This is a genomic window from Bradyrhizobium sp. UFLA06-06 (assembly GCF_054820065.1).
Genome location: NZ_JADFUD010000075.1, coordinates 22940 through 37146, shown reverse-complemented (window position 1 = coordinate 37146; position 14207 = coordinate 22940). Strand labels below are relative to the sequence as shown.

The 14207-nt window shown below is 58.0% G+C and carries 15 protein-coding genes; 4 read left to right on the top strand and 11 right to left on the bottom strand.

Annotated elements, in window-relative coordinates; all coding sequences use genetic code 11:
* Positions 1-877 precede the first annotated feature (877 nt).
* The 3 genes from IF803_RS37080 to IF803_RS37070 all read left to right on the top strand — a co-directional run bounded on the left by IF803_RS37080 (position 878) and on the right by IF803_RS37070 (position 2576).
* Positions 878-1282, top strand: a complete 405-nt coding sequence (locus IF803_RS37080) for a hypothetical protein (RefSeq protein WP_155258400.1) — start codon at positions 878-880, stop codon at positions 1280-1282.
* Positions 1283-1383: 101 nt separating this feature from the next.
* The gene (locus IF803_RS37075; RefSeq protein WP_028339744.1) at positions 1384-1695 is read left to right on the top strand and encodes a hypothetical protein; all 312 of its coding nucleotides are present in this window, start codon (positions 1384-1386) and stop codon (positions 1693-1695) included.
* A gap of 17 nt (positions 1696-1712) precedes the next feature.
* Complete coding sequence (locus IF803_RS37070; RefSeq protein WP_028339743.1) at positions 1713-2576, top strand: hypothetical protein; 864 nt, start codon at positions 1713-1715, stop codon at positions 2574-2576.
* A 628-nt stretch (positions 2577-3204) separates the two neighbouring features.
* Here the strand turns inward: IF803_RS37070 and IF803_RS37065 are convergent.
* The 5 genes from IF803_RS37065 to IF803_RS37045 form a co-directional block, all read right to left on the bottom strand.
* Positions 3205-3411 carry a hypothetical protein gene (locus IF803_RS37065; RefSeq protein ID WP_080686682.1) on the bottom strand — a complete coding sequence of 69 codons (207 nt, stop codon included), beginning with the start codon at positions 3409-3411 and terminating at the stop codon, positions 3205-3207.
* 146 nt (positions 3412-3557) lie between these two features.
* Complete coding sequence (locus tag IF803_RS37060) at positions 3558-3764, bottom strand: hypothetical protein (RefSeq protein WP_461195625.1); 207 nt, start codon at positions 3762-3764, stop codon at positions 3558-3560.
* Positions 3765-4155: 391 nt separating this feature from the next.
* Complete coding sequence (locus tag IF803_RS37055) at positions 4156-6267, bottom strand: hypothetical protein (RefSeq protein WP_461195624.1); 2112 nt, start codon at positions 6265-6267, stop codon at positions 4156-4158.
* Between the two features lie 51 nt (positions 6268-6318).
* Complete coding sequence (locus IF803_RS37050) at positions 6319-7413, bottom strand: hypothetical protein (protein WP_461195623.1); 1095 nt, start codon at positions 7411-7413, stop codon at positions 6319-6321.
* Between the two features lie 20 nt (positions 7414-7433).
* Positions 7434-9140, bottom strand: a complete 1707-nt coding sequence (locus IF803_RS37045) for a hypothetical protein (protein WP_461195622.1) — start codon at positions 9138-9140, stop codon at positions 7434-7436.
* Positions 9141-9236: 96 nt separating this feature from the next.
* Here IF803_RS37045 and IF803_RS37040 point away from each other — a divergent pair, with 96 nt between their 5' ends.
* A complete protein-coding gene (locus tag IF803_RS37040) occupies positions 9237-9416 on the top strand; it encodes a hypothetical protein (RefSeq protein WP_461195621.1) in 180 nt (59 codons plus the stop codon).
* Here the strand turns inward: IF803_RS37040 and IF803_RS37035 are convergent.
* From IF803_RS37035 to IF803_RS37010, 6 genes are all read right to left on the bottom strand, one after another.
* Positions 9413-9778 (bottom strand): hypothetical protein, encoded by a 366-nt coding sequence (locus IF803_RS37035; protein WP_461195620.1) that lies wholly within the window; start codon positions 9776-9778, stop codon positions 9413-9415. The genes IF803_RS37040 and IF803_RS37035 overlap by 4 nt on opposite strands.
* Before the next feature lie 156 nt (positions 9779-9934).
* The gene (locus IF803_RS37030) at positions 9935-10339 is read right to left on the bottom strand and encodes a hypothetical protein (protein ID WP_461195619.1); all 405 of its coding nucleotides are present in this window, start codon (positions 10337-10339) and stop codon (positions 9935-9937) included.
* A 282-nt stretch (positions 10340-10621) separates the two neighbouring features.
* A complete protein-coding gene (locus tag IF803_RS37025) occupies positions 10622-11389 on the bottom strand; it encodes a hypothetical protein (protein WP_461195618.1) in 768 nt (255 codons plus the stop codon).
* Positions 11390-11645: 256 nt separating this feature from the next.
* Positions 11646-12137 carry a hypothetical protein gene (locus IF803_RS37020; protein WP_461195617.1) on the bottom strand — a complete coding sequence of 164 codons (492 nt, stop codon included), beginning with the start codon at positions 12135-12137 and terminating at the stop codon, positions 11646-11648.
* A 131-nt stretch (positions 12138-12268) separates the two neighbouring features.
* Positions 12269-12802: a hypothetical protein gene (locus IF803_RS37015; RefSeq protein WP_461195616.1), complete on the bottom strand. Its 534-nt coding sequence runs from the start codon at positions 12800-12802 to the stop codon at positions 12269-12271.
* A gap of 130 nt (positions 12803-12932) precedes the next feature.
* Positions 12933-14075 carry a hypothetical protein gene (locus tag IF803_RS37010; RefSeq protein ID WP_028339731.1) on the bottom strand — a complete coding sequence of 381 codons (1143 nt, stop codon included), beginning with the start codon at positions 14073-14075 and terminating at the stop codon, positions 12933-12935.
* Between the last annotated feature and the right edge of the window lie 132 nt (positions 14076-14207).

Genomic DNA, 14207 nt, shown 5'->3' with positions numbered 1-14207 from the left:
GGGCAAGAGCGTGCCCCTAAGAAAATTGCTCTGCTTACCTCGCCGGCTAAGGCCAGCGCACAGGTGGGTTAGTTGGCCGCTGGAGGCGACTCAGACCACCCATGCCGATTATACCGTACCCGTTCGGGCCACCCCGCTAGCCGACGCCAAGCAGAATGACGCTGTCATCCGATGCCCGCTTCGCCCATGCCGCGCGCGCGTACTCGAGCCGTACCGAGCCATTTGGGTCATGCAGTGCAGCCCATCGGTCGGCATCCTCCGCCGAGCCAACAAGCATATGAAGAGCGCCACCACGGAGCGTCGGATCGCATCCCTCGGCCCGCAGGTGGGCGTAATAGGCGTGTGCGCAAAAAGACGTGGATGGGCCAACGCTCGCGCTAGCATTAAGATTAAGGTCAGACATTCATATTCCCCTGTCGAACCGGCTCATTTGACCGGCCCCGAAACTGTGTTAACACAGATTCTATGAAACGTCAAACCGTGATAACACAGAAAAAGCGCGGACCCGCCCCTACGGGCAAGGGCACGCTCATTGGCGTGCGCATGCAGCCTGACGACTTGTCAGCGATCGACAAATGGATATCAGAGCAAGACGCCGCCCCAACGAGGCCAGAGGCTATCCGCCGGCTGGTTGAGATCGGGCTGAAAAGGGGTAGCTGAACCGGTCGTGGGGATAACAGGGATTGCCGCGCGATCCATGCGGCGTGCACGCTTTCCGTGTGTCAGCTTGCCGACCTGATCCGAAACACACGGGGTGCAAACTTTGGCGTCCTCTCCCAAGGCTTTGAGAGCCTTACGCGCTTGGCTATCGGTCTACCGCATAGACACCCTTCAGAAGGTCGTGGTGCGCCTGGCACCACCAACTTTGGCGGTGATCATGTTCGCGGTGTTCTTCCCGACCGAGTTCGCCAATCATTGGGGTAAGGCTGCATCAGCGGTGCTCGCATGGCTGGTCGTGGCGCCGATAGTCTACGTGTGGATATTTCGTACCCTCCCAGAAGAGCCAAAGCCAGTACTCGGAGGACTTGGACCGTTCTACACTGCTGAGGGGCGCAATAAAGAACGCGCCGAACAGTTGGCGATCAAGCAGCGGATTGATCAACTCTCAGCGCAAATACGGGGGCTCGATACCGAAAGGTCAAAGCTCGATCTCACGACGTCGGATGGGCAAGTACGATTTGGCCAGATCTCAACGAAGATACTTGAGATCGAGGGGCAGTTGGTGACCCTAAAAGCCTCGGTTCGCTCCCTCTATTTTGGATTTACTGGGAGGAACGGCTAATGCCACAGCGAATGGCTGGTCCTTCAGCAAAGAAAAGATGCTGCATAGTTGCCCCACCCAGCTCCCGCGATCTACAGTTGAAGCGGCATAGGGGGAGTTCAATGGGATTTTTTAGACGTAAAGAGACTTGGGAGCGGACGTTCCGGCTGAGGAGCAACCACGGCGCCTCAAAGGGAGTCCTCGCCGTTCTGTTTTGGCTCTGGGGCGTAGTCGGGCTGCTCTTCAACGCCGGCACGCTGTTTGGGCTCACGGGCAGCGTCGGTGTCGGAACGTCGGCCTATCTGGCAGCAACCTGCATGGTGTGGATTGGCGGCATGGTGCTGTTTGGCATCGGCGCCCTACTCGCTCACACAGATTTTGATGGTGAGCGGCCGAGCGAAGGTGACTACGGCGACGTGCGGGTGACAAGGTAAACCTTCCGGAGCCGGTCATGACCTTTGGATTGGGCGAATTCCTGGGGGCGGTTGGCATCGCTGGTGTCCCAGCGGCGCTCGCGCTAACCATGACGGTGGCGACCAAGGCGGGCTACCGATTCTTGAAGGCATGCCTGATCGTCTCAGGAGCGTTCGTAATCATCCCACTGCTCTTCATGCAATGGACTGTGGACTGGGGGCCAACCTATATGAAGGTTCTCGTAAACGCTGCGGTAGCCGCAATCGTGGTGGGCGGGATTTCCTACGGGCTGGAGTGGTTGCGCAAAAAAGAAACATCGGCCAGCGCAGAGACTTCGACATCGCAGCGCGGTCCCACATTGGAGGCCACGAACAATTCAACGATTGACGCTAGCGGAGCCACGATCCCGGGGGATTTGCCATTTCAATTCGGCAAGGCGGACCAGAACTCTCTTCTTTCGATGCCGGGGGCCAAGGTCACCAAGACCGAAAATGGATGGCAGATTACACCACCGGAGAACATTACCTTCGAATTTCCGGCGGCCTCTCCCAAATACGCCGCCATGACACTCCCCGATTTAAAGCGGGAGCTTCTGACAACGGCAAACTCACTTCGATTACTGCAGAACAAATACACTGCTAGTTTCAGGGAAGCGAGGTCAGATACCACGAACTTCCGCAATTTTGCCGACGCCTTTAGAAGCGAATACGAGAAGAACTTCGCTGAACGATCTTTTGCGTTGGCATCGGCCGCTCTGAGCAAGCTCGGGCCGGTCACACTGAGTCAGTCCGCGACGAATGGCGGCGCCGTCGTCTACTACAAGAAATTCGTTGGTCCGACGCCAGCTGGAGATGCCGCCTCATTTTTAGAGGCACTCTCGGAAAAGCTTCCGAAGAGATGACAATTGCACTCCAGATACTGAAACGAACGCAGCCGAAAGAACCAGGTTCATTGCTAGGGCGAAGGAACTTCTAACGCAGGCTGCGACTTCCTGCTGATCTGCATTCTTGCGCAACCCAATTTCCAAGACGGCAACCCTGTGAAACAGGTTGCTTTCGAGCATTACCAGAAGCGCTGAGAATGCGAGGCCGCTTGCTGCTCTAGCGCTTCAATTCGCTCCTCCAAATCCATTTAATATCCTCTCTCAAGCCAGAACCCTGCGTGCCTTGGTCATCCTTAACGGCAGCAACAACCCGGCTGGGCAACTCCGCATTCTGCTGCGCCAATGCCTGGTTAATCAGCGCAACGGTCCTCTCGCTTGGCGTCACCCGACGGTGCTTCCAGCGCGTACCTAGCTAGGCGTATGGTGGCAGTTCCACCAGCGTCCCAATCAATCGCAAGAGGGCTTGATGCTCCGGACCCTTCATACCTGCCCGCAAGAACTCGCCGAGTTCAATGTGCGAGAGCCTCCCCCCGGATGGCGCATTCGGCTGATGGATGATGAAAGCGTTTCCGCTGGTCGGCTCCCTCCCCAGAAACCAAGCATCACCGTTAGGACTGCGATAAAGCTCGCGACGTTCCGACATTGATTAGGATTTTCCTTTGTCCGAGGTATTCGCGATTTGAGCGCCTTCGCGAGCTAAACGCTCCGCCTTCAAGCGCTCTCGATTTGCATGGAAGGCATTCTGGGCACTGCTGTACTCTGACATTACAGCGGCGGCCCCGGCTTCTTTGAAGGCTTTTTGAGCGGCGCGTTGCGCTGCCGTCGATTTTTTCCAATCCTGTGTGAGCGTCATGGCTCTCTCCAGTCGTATGCAGGGGGTTTCGTTCCGCCGAGTTTGGCTAGGACATGCGGCAGAGATAGAACCGACCACTCGTGAGGCAAAAGGTTCCTAGGGCTGTGCTATAATGCAGCCGGACCAGGCCGTTCGTTCGGCTCTTCCTATTGCGCTTTTCGACGGTCTTTTTCATCGCGTATGGCGATAGCGCTTCGTTGTTTATCCAAAAGGTAATTCAGAGTGGCTGTAATCGCGCCATCGCTCTTTGCCGCCATTCGCTTACGGAAGTTGACTATCTTCTTGAAGCCAACGAGCACGTGGGAGCTGTAGCTTGTCATATCGGTGCTCGCAAGCCAGGTGAGGAAAGCCATCTATTAAGTTCAGAGGCGGCATCCATCTGACGTGCTTTTCGCAGAAGCTCGTCGCGACGAACGCTGTGAGGCATGCCTTCGGCTTGTTGACGCAAACTGATCGCTTCTTGCGTCAGACGATATTCGAATGTCAATGTTTGCTTGAAACGACGTCGCGTTTCCATGGCGGTGCTCCTGTCCGGTTGGGCGGGAGCGCAAGTTCTCTCGGTCACCGATAGATGCCACAGGCCGGGCGGTGATAGCCCCAATATAGATACTTAATCACGATCAAAACAGGCCTAACAGAAAAACATTCACGTGCTGCGGCAAATTGAGACAGCCAGAAAAGAACCAGCCCACCGCCAACCGCACTTTACCGCCGCAACCGCCCTGCCGGGCGGCTCTGGCTGGGCTAAGCCAACACCCGCCTCGCCTTGGCATCCTTCACCGCTGCAACAACCCGCAATGGCAACTCGGCATTCTGCCGCGCGAGTGCCTGATTGATCAGCGCCACGGTCTTTTCAGAGGCGTCGCCCTGAATCACCACGTCACCAGTCCGCACCGTGACGCTGCCTCCGCCCGCCCCGCCGTTGCGCAGCACATCATTTGGAATGACTTGCGCGCCGCGAGGCAGGTTCAGCAACTCTGGACCGTTCTCGCCAACCAGCGACATGCCGCCGGGCGCAAAGTCCGTACCGGTAGCGAATGCCGGCACTGTTGGGCCGAACCCGCCTATCCCGTCCGTCGCATTGCTAGCCTTGCTGCCACCGCCGAACAGGCTAAACAGATTGAAGCCACCGCCAGACGAGCCACCAAACGCAGACGACCAGAGGTTATCGGCCGCCATCTGAGCTAGTTTGTCAGCGATCTTGCCGAGAGCGTTCAGTCCAGCCGTCTTGAGCGCGTCCATCGCAAACGCGCCATTCCTAATCTGAGTTTCAAAATCGACAAGGAAACTACTGTTCACCTGCTGGCCGAGATTGGCCAGATCCTTGATGGTGGCGTTGTAACGAAGGCCGGCCGCCTCTGCACTGCGCAACGCCTCTGGAATATCGTTGCCGTAAATGCCCTTTAACTGCTGGGCAATCGCCAAATCCTGCGGCGAGAGAAATGCAGTCCTGGCCCCGAATTGAATATCCGATGCAACCTTGGCCTTGGCAAGCGCGTCAGCAGCCTCACCAGCGTCCTGCGCAAGGTCTTGGATTTGATCCCTGACCTTTTGCGTAATCGGGATGCCGGCCAGTTGAGCAGCATTCAACAGCTGCGCCTCGGCCTTGGCCTCCTCTGTCGCGGCTGCACCTTTACTCTGCGATTCCGCTGCGGCATTGGTGGTGACGATGTACTTGTTTAGAGATTCCGTGGCGCGGTCGTACGCGTCTGCGGCCTCCTCGCCATCCTTGCGCTTCGGCAACTTCGCGGCGTTAGGGTCGGAGTTGTTGGCTGCGGACGGGCGCGAGGCTGGCAATGGGATGCCGCTGGGGAAGTCAGCCTTGGATTGCTGCTCGGCTGCCCCCCGTAGCATTTGCGCGGCGAGCTGCGCTTTGGCTCGAATGAGTTCAATGCCTTCTGCAATCTGCATATTCTCGGGCTTGCCCGAAGCATTTAAGCGTTCAATCGCGCGAGTTACCTGATCGACGTCCTGCGCAGCGCCAACCGCATCCTTACCAAAAATCGCAAGTGCGTCAGCTATGGCATTGAATTTTTCCTGCCCACTACCGGGTTGGATGTTCTGAGCCTCGAGCGCCTTCTTTGCTAGGTCACCAGCCTTGTCAATCAAGTCATCAAGCCAGCCGGCAATGTCTGCTGCAGTGGACTTGAATTGAGCTGCGAGTTGCGCGGATGACTGTTTCCAGGCGCGGTCAAATGCCGCCGCCTTCGCGACAGTCGAGCCATCGATCACCGCACCAGCCGCGTCCGCGCTTTGCGCGAGATCTTCAAACGACTTGCTGCCGTTGCGAAGCGCCTCTACCCAGCTCTCGGATAGGCCGAGCATCTGCGCGGCCTTCGTCTTCTCAGGAATGGAATCGAACCGGTTCAGCAAGTCGCCAGCTATCGTAAGAAGCTGGTTCATGCTGATAATCTGGCCGTTGCGGTCCTTGTACTTGATGTTGTTCGCATCAAGCAGCCGCGTCAGCGAATTCTCGTTTTCCTTGGCGTCCGCCAGAAGGCTCGCAACCTTCTGCAGATCGTTAGCGGCATCGGAGGTAGAAACTCCACCCTGCCCCGCAGCAAACTGGATCTGCTGAAATCGCTCGGCAGTCAGGCCGGTAAACTCAGCGTTCTTCTGCAACTCAGCAAGCTGGCTGTTGACGTTGGTAAGCGCGGCCAACAAACCACCAACAACGCCAGTAACGCCAGCTGCAGCAACGCCCAGCGACGCGAAGCCTCCAGCTGTCGGGTTGAGGTTGGCAAACGACTGCTCAATCCGCGCAATCGCGGCATCCGCGATATCACCGGCCTGATCCATATCGCTTTGGAATTGATCCAGCTTCGCGCCGAGCTGAACTACGAGATCGTTGGACAATTTACTTCCCTTAAATGAGACGTGGAGGCGAGTGCCAGATTAGCCGACCCGTTATACGATGCTGCTGGCATCAATGATCGGGCTAGGATTCTCCGTCGAATTGATGTGTTGATTGCCTATCCCGGTGGGCTGGAAAAACACCTTCCCGGACGAGATTGTCCACGGCCCGCTCAGTGACGGCGCCGACATTTGCACCGTGTATTCGCCTAGCACGTCGCTAAACGCTTTGTAGACGGTGAAAATTCCGGTGCACGTGCCGTCGCCATTCTCCACGACGATAGACGGATCGATTGTGTTCGCGGCGACGTGCGCAAACTCGGCGCCAGAAACCGTAACAGGCAACGGGAGATCGAACGTAATGGACGTCCCCGCTTGAGCAATCGGCGTGACGAGGCTGGCGGCTTGGTCTCCAGACTTGAAAACCATGTAAGGCTCATTCAGGCGAACCGTGATGCTTGACGTGCCGGTGTTCTGTCCTGCGGTGCCGGTCAGCGTACCGACCTGAGCCGTGTACGGCGAGGCAATGAGCGTAGCGGCGCCGAACGGTCCATTGGGGGACGTCGCTTCAGCATATGCTCCGTATGCTTGAGCGAGAGAGGCGTTATAGGAATTCATGGTGACAGCCCATTTCCCGTTGGGCCGCTGGAAAACGCTACTAGGAACGATGCCGCCGGTCTGCCAGGTATCCGCGCCTTGCGTGAACACGTTCCCAACCTGCACAGTCCAGGTGGAGCAATCAGCGCTGGTTGCCAGCCTCAGTGCTGAGGGAACGCTGTTTGCGTTACGGATCCCGAGAAGCATCTTAAATGGCGTCGGGTCACCCGGAACGACATACAAGGCTGGCCCGATGATGCCATTGGTGGCGCTTAGCGATGTGGCCGTAATGACCGACGTCGGCGAACTGAACGTCACACCGCCATCGAAGCTATCCCAATAGGCGATATCCGTCCAAATCGTGCCGTTGAATCGCATCGCGAAAACACGGGTACGATCGCTGAGTTTGACCGGTGAAGGCTGGGCGACAAGCGTGATGCCGCTTCCCGCATTGCCCGCCAGCGGTCCAATAACGGCGTTCGATGGATTGGCGAAGCCGAACCTGTCGAAGCGCCAGATGTTGTAGTTTCCGCTCGTCCCATTTCCATTCAAAAAATAGAATGGCGACGAGTCTACGGCTTTTTTTTTACGCCTCGCACAATGTACGTTCCGCCGGCCGCGAAGGCTGGACTCGTCCCGCCGTTCCAGATCAAGCGCAACTTCTGCAGCGCAGCCGTTCCGCCGAGATACCCCCCCATGACATTCAACTGCACGGGTTGAAGGTCCGTTCCCACTTGATCCATATTGGCTCGGATCAACTTGTTGCCTGACGTGCCATCCGGACGCGCAAGCCTGATCTTGAGTTGTGCTAATCGACCAGCAGGAAAAAGATTGCTTAGGGGAATATTGCTGCCTGTGCCGGCGGCGGAATAGCCATGATAAGTGGTGTCAGCAGTCGTTATGTAGTGGCCGGCATAGCTATAGCTGGACGAAAGAAAAGTTGTTCCATCCGTCGAGACTTGCAGATTCAGACCCGCACCCGAAACGGAACAACCAAAGCCGAACAGCCCAATTTCGATTTCGTCATAACCGGACGGCAAAGTGATGTCGAAGTTTGCCATCTGAGGGATGTTGCCCTGGTCAATGACTCGATCGACGACACCCAACGTATCGAGGGCGGCATCGGCGCTAGCAGACTTGAACACTGCCTTGCCGGTGGTGGTACCGCCCAGGTTACTGAGAGCCGTGTCCTTGTTCGCGAGGTCGGCGAGGTTATTTGCTGAGCTGAGATCCCCAGCACCGGGCTGGCCAACGACATTGAAATTCCAGTCGGCGAACGTGCCGCTACCGTTCGTCTTATCGACCGTAATGGTCAGCGTCGTGCCTGCGTAAGTCGCAAGCCCCTCCATCCAATTGGATGTGTTGGCGGCTGAGCTTGCACGCACCCGAGCGCCATTCTGATAAGCAAGGCCGGCCTGCGTCGGGAACGGCTTGGGGCCAGTACCGATTGCGAGCGATGTGGTGGATGTGCCGCCGTAGCCTGACCCGGTTGCGCCGGTTGGCCCCTGAATGCCCTGCGCAGCAAGCACCTGCCAATAAGTCGTATCTGGCGCAGGATGACCAGAGCCTGGCGTAGCGTTGATCCAGACGTAGGACGTGCCGGATGTCGTCTGAACGTCACCAACTGAGTACGTGGCAGAGTTGTCATATGCGCCACGAAAACTCAGGCCCTTATAGATGCCAAGGTATGTCCAAACTCCACCAGCCTTGACCCACTGTTTGCCGGTCGTCGGCTGATATGCGTATTGCCCATCTTCTCCTAACGAAGGATCCGGCTCGGTGAGCGACACATCGACGAACCAAAAGAAACCGGTCGTGTTGAGCGCCGCGACAATCGTGTTGACGGATTGCATAACCTGCGCGCCGGCAACGCGCTGAGGGAACCACTGCCAGATAGTATAGGCAGCACCAGCCTGCGCACCACCGCCCCATGGCGGAATGACAAGGTGCGACTCGTCAGTGACGTCGGTAATGACGGTCTGAAAGTCCCCAACCTGTAGAATATCGCCCGGACGAACATTGACGCCAGACCAAATGGTCCCCGCCCCAGTTACGGTGGTTCCGTTTGCAGCAATCGTGACGGTGCCGGTTGAGTATGAATTAAGTGCGGTCAATGAGGCAGTCCTGTTTCTAATTAGTTCTTGCGCTTCGGCTATCGGCAACCACTTGCCGTCCAGTTTGCGCCACACCTTGGCGGTGGAGGGTTGGAACGCGATCCAACCCTGCGCGTCGGCTGGCGGCTGAGCTAGTTCGGGCGGTAGATTGCTCGGATCAATCAATGTTTGCTTTCAAGTAAAAGAGAAATGCGTGATGGCTGCTTGCACGCACCGCGCTTTGTGCTAAACGGCGCGCCTCTCACTTGAAGGAGCGCAAATTTGGCCAAGAATGGAAAAACAATCCGCCGCAAGTGGACGACAGAAAACGTTCGCGACCTAAAGGCCATGGCAAAGCAGAAGTTGGGTGCGGCAAAAATCGCGAAGAAGCTAAAGCGCACCAAGAGCGCAGTTGTTGCGAAAGCGTTTACCCTTGACGTGTCGCTCGAGACGCGGGGCTAATCGAGTAGGTCATCTTGATCTTCGTCCGGCGCCCAACTCACCTTGCTGGCATCTACCGGTGAGGCGCCCATTGAAGCCAAGCACAGACGCAACAGGCTGAGAGCCTTGGTACCAACTTCCTCGCCTGATTGCAGGCGGGCTCGCACGGCGCAGGCGATTTCCACAAGCGCGCGGTGCGAACGGTTCAGCCACGGCAATTCGCCAGCGAATTCGCGCCATGCCGCTCGCTGTGCATCGTTGAGCCATTTAGGTGGATCCCCGATCGCGTCGGCGGTCGGTTCATTGCGCTTGTAACGCTGTGGATCCTTGATGTGACGGCCCTCAAGCCGTGCTTTTGCCGTTGGTATTCGCTGTCTTGGCAATTTTCACCCTGGGGGTCTGAATTGCGGAAATGCGCATTTTGGGTGGGCGCCGGTCTTTTAGGCAGCAAGGTTTGAGGTTTTGACCGGGTACGGGGGTCAGGGTTTGCTGATGGGTGCGCGCTGTTGTTCCCGCTCGCGTGCACCCATCGTGCGCCGCTAAGCGACTGGCGCGACCTTCGGACTGCCAAGCACCGCGACTGCTCCTGCCGCAATCGACGTTCCGCTGTTCAGCGTCAGCACTGCGCGTATGTATCGCGCGGCGCCAAGGTAACCCTGTTTGTAGGTGCTGGACGCAGCGAGTGCAGCGGGCAGCGATCCCACCAGGAACTGCGCGGCAACGTCAGCAAAGTTGGTGCCATCCTGGCTATCCTGAATTTTCGCAGTGAAGTTGCCAGCGCCCGCGATAGCTCCGGTGCTGATCACCATCGCAGCGGATTCGAAGCCGTTGGTATCGATCGCGGCGCCGTTTACGGTCGCGGTCTGCACTGCTGGCGCGATCGTTTGGGCGAATCCAATGTTCTGTGAAATATCTCGCATTAGAAAGAAGTCCTGATTGTTCAATTACTATGTTATCGGCGTCGCGCGCGAGCCAACGCAAGCGCAGCAGGATGAGCGGACTTTTCGGGCTTCTGCTTTGCAGGCCTCATGGTGGCATAGACGCAGCGTCGGTCACGTGGCTTACTGGCCTCGATCTCGGCCTCGGCTCGGTCTAGCTGCGCACCGCGCACTTCGCGCGTCCGGTGCTTAGCGGCATCGGCCATGGCGTCAGCCTCAAGCTTCATCAGCATCGCAGACATCTGAGCGCGCTCAGTTGGTGTCATAGATTTCGTCACATCAATTTCCTTAATTAAGTAGCTCTATAGGGCCAGGGTTCGTCCAGGCCAGCAGTTTGCCTGCACCAACGTGTTTCTTTCTCACGGCGTCAGCGATCAATTCGTGCAGCAATGATCCTTCTCCGAGATCTCCGAAGGTTTCCAGATACACTGGCCTGAAGTGGCGCAATTCGGCTCCATCCAACCTCGCGGTGTTCAAGAATGTGCGGATTTGGATGATTGCAGACTCCAAAGCGCACGCGGCATCGACTGCCTGTTTGACAAGTTCACTGTAATCGCCGATGCGCTGCTCTGCGATCTTCTTCGAGTATTCTCGCCTGGCTTCTTCGACGAGTGGACTGATGTATCCGAGCGCGACATTAATCGACTCGCTCTCCTTCGCGAGCGCGCTATATCGATCCTGGCCGGGCCACCTCTTCGGAAGCGGCTTGGGCGATAGTTCTTCTGGTTGCTGCTCGGGCAGCAAATTGCCGAGCAGCGCCTTCGCGGCCTCGCGACGCTCGTCTGGTTCGGGCTTCTGCTGCGGACGCCGTGGCGTGTCGTCATCCGGCGTGTGGTTCCGCACGGCTTCTGCGCCGAGGCTTTCCTCGAAACGGACTCCGGTGACGTTGCCGGCGGCGTTAACGGTGGTGCGCCATTGAGACCTGTTGCCGCCGATCTCGCGCTTGATCTCCTCAGCACGATCAAGCAATTCGCGCTGGCGGAGGAGCAGATCGCGGTAACGGGGATGCACCGCTGCAATTTTGTCGTACAAAGTTGGTTCGGATTTTTTAGCCAAGTATAACTCCAAGAATGCGCCCATAGCGGCGCGTTAATCGACAAAGTGTCTTACGCTTGCGGCGAAAGGCTTTCCGGGGGAATTGTCGAGTTCGTAAATGAGAGGGATCCCGATCGTCGGGAAATCAATCCCGGCGTGCTCGAGCACATCGAATGTTGCAAAAACGTCGTCACCCGACGCGTCGGGTTGAATAAGCACGCTCGAATTATGATAAGAAACTCGTGAAATTCTGCCGGTTGGCAATTTGATCTCCTGATTAAGCCGCAACAGCGTCCGGTTGGTTGATCTCGTCAGCGATGGCAGCGAGCGCATTGCCCGACACGGTCACGACACGCTCGACGCTGCCGAACGACGGCTCGCCAAAAACCTGTTCCCGCAAACCATCCGGCGAGGCGGTGATAAGAATCGCTTGCGGGTGGTCGCCCGTACTGATCCTTAAACTGGCATGCGCAGCCAACACGGTCTCAGGCCGGCTGAGCGCGTGAGCGAGCGTGGCTTCTAAATCGATTGCGCCGCAACGCAGTCCGCAGTAGCGCTCAACCGTCTTCGGTGCAGCGCCCAGTCCCTCGTCACAGATGCCGACGAGCAACATTCGGACGATTTCAGCTGGCTCAAGGTCTGGATACGGCGGTCCGCTCGCGGTGGGCAGCAGCCCGGCCTCAGCAAGGCGCTGCGTCAGGCTCGTGAGCCGGGTGGATCGCACGCCCAAGTGACGCGCAAGCAAGTTCACGCACTCGGATTTGCGCATTTTTGTATTCCTGAAATTTCGAGATTATGGGCAAAAAGATGGACACCGGCCGAAACCGGCGCCAAGTCGTCACGTAGTGATCAACATCCCTACAATTGATTACGGTCCCACCGATTTATTTTGTTTTCGCGTCACGCTACCTTCTGCATGGGCAGCGCGTTGTCGTTCGCGGGACGTGGCGGGCGCCCGCGCTTGGGCTTGTATGGCACCTCGGCCCACGTATCGGCCGCGACGTCAATCGATGCTATCGTGGCGTCCTCGACCTCGCCGATCTGCAGAAGCCTGCCACCGACAGCCGGAACGGTGCGACCAACCAGGAATTCCGCCCCCTCGGCCACGCCAGGCGAGTAGCGCCGATAGCGCGCGCCCACATCCTGCTCATCGGCCAAAACAACAGGCCTGGTTTGCTTGGGTGCTGGCTTACGGCGAGATCCCTTTGCCTGGCGATATTGCTCACCGCAGGGATGCCACCTGTTGTCCAGGCCAAGCCACTTAGACATGTCTGCGTTGAACGTCGCCCGCGCAGCCTCGTCCAATTGCCGGCCATAAGCCGGGCCGTAGCCGGGGAAGCGTTGATGTAAGATCCGGTTCAGTTCGTCAGGGCTCGGGCGCAGTTCGATTACGGAGTCGGTGCCGAGCGGCTGGTTGTCGTTAGCGGGGACCATGGGAACCTCGTGACGTGATGTCTGACCGTCTGCGCGGCCTGGAAAAATAATCTGAAAACCTGCGGCGTAACGCGTGCAAGTGGGGACGGCGGTATGCGGGGCGGTGGCGGCAGAGATTGCTGACACCCGGCTAGGCCGGCTCGGTGCTTACAGCGGCAAACGTGTCGCCAACCACCATGAAGGGCTTGCCGTGCAGATCGCCTGAGTCATTGACCTCGCCCAGTCCGCAAGCAGCGGTGAGCAGGTTAAAATGCGCCTGACCTGCCCTTTGGAGGGCTTCGTTATAGCCCTCCAGCAGAACGGCGACGCGCCCGTGGTCGGTTTGCATTTCAAGCCACTTGTCGCCATCCCGACTTTCCACCGCGCTAGCCATGACAGTCAGCGGAACGCCTCGCGGCACATCGATCTCGATAGCTGATCTTTGGATTTTGCGGGCGTATTCGGCGATCTCGGTTGAGGCCGTTGCAGAGGTGCGTTTCGGCACATCATCCCCCTCATCTTGATACTCGTCCGGATACTCATCGGGCCTTAGTGGTTTGGCCCTCGGCCTCACGCTGCGGTCCGCCTCGTCATACTTCTCGGCAGCCAACCACTTCTCCAGCGGCATCCGGCGCTGGCCAGGTTTTGCGCTTGCGGCCCATGCACTGGCGCGGCCTGCGATATGATCGGCGTCAGGGGTGGCTATGGCCTCAAAGGCGCGCTTGCTGGCCTGCTTGTTGCCGTACCGCCCATAGGCACGCCAGATGCGCTCGAAACCAATTCCCGCCTCGGCCGGCGCCTCAGCGCCCGGCCCGCTGGCGGATACATTACCTACCTGAAGCCGGTCGTAAGCCGGTTCAGGTAGGTAGGATTCGGTCCCCGTTTGGGCACCACTAGATGTTGCTAGTGGTGCCTGTTCAGGGACCGCCCCGGTCCCCGTTTGGGGACCACTATCGTTAGTGGTCCCCATTTTGGCACCACTAACCGATGTCACCCAATTCGGCATGTATTCCGAAGGCCGGGATCCCGCGCCAAGCACGCGTGTGACGTGGCCCCACTCATCGAGCTCGCGGCACGCCTTCACGACGGTCGTCCGCTTCATGCCCGTGGCGTTCTCAATGTATCGGAGGCTAGCGCGGCCATTGCCGTGCTTTTTCCAATATGAATTGATGATAACCCAGCCCGCCTTCATGTGGCGACCGCTGGTGCGCCGGTCAGTGGCTATCGCACCCAACGTCCACCACTGGGACAGCAAGTCGCCGGGCTTGGCGGTGCGCTGGTTAGCGTCGCTCATGCTGACACTCTCCGACCGCCACTGCGGCGCGCGCCAAGCTGTCGGCAACGCTGCGGTCGAAGGTCAGCGAGTGACCGAAAACACGCAGTGAGCCGTCAGTCTTGCGAATAACTGAAACGTCCATCGCCCGAA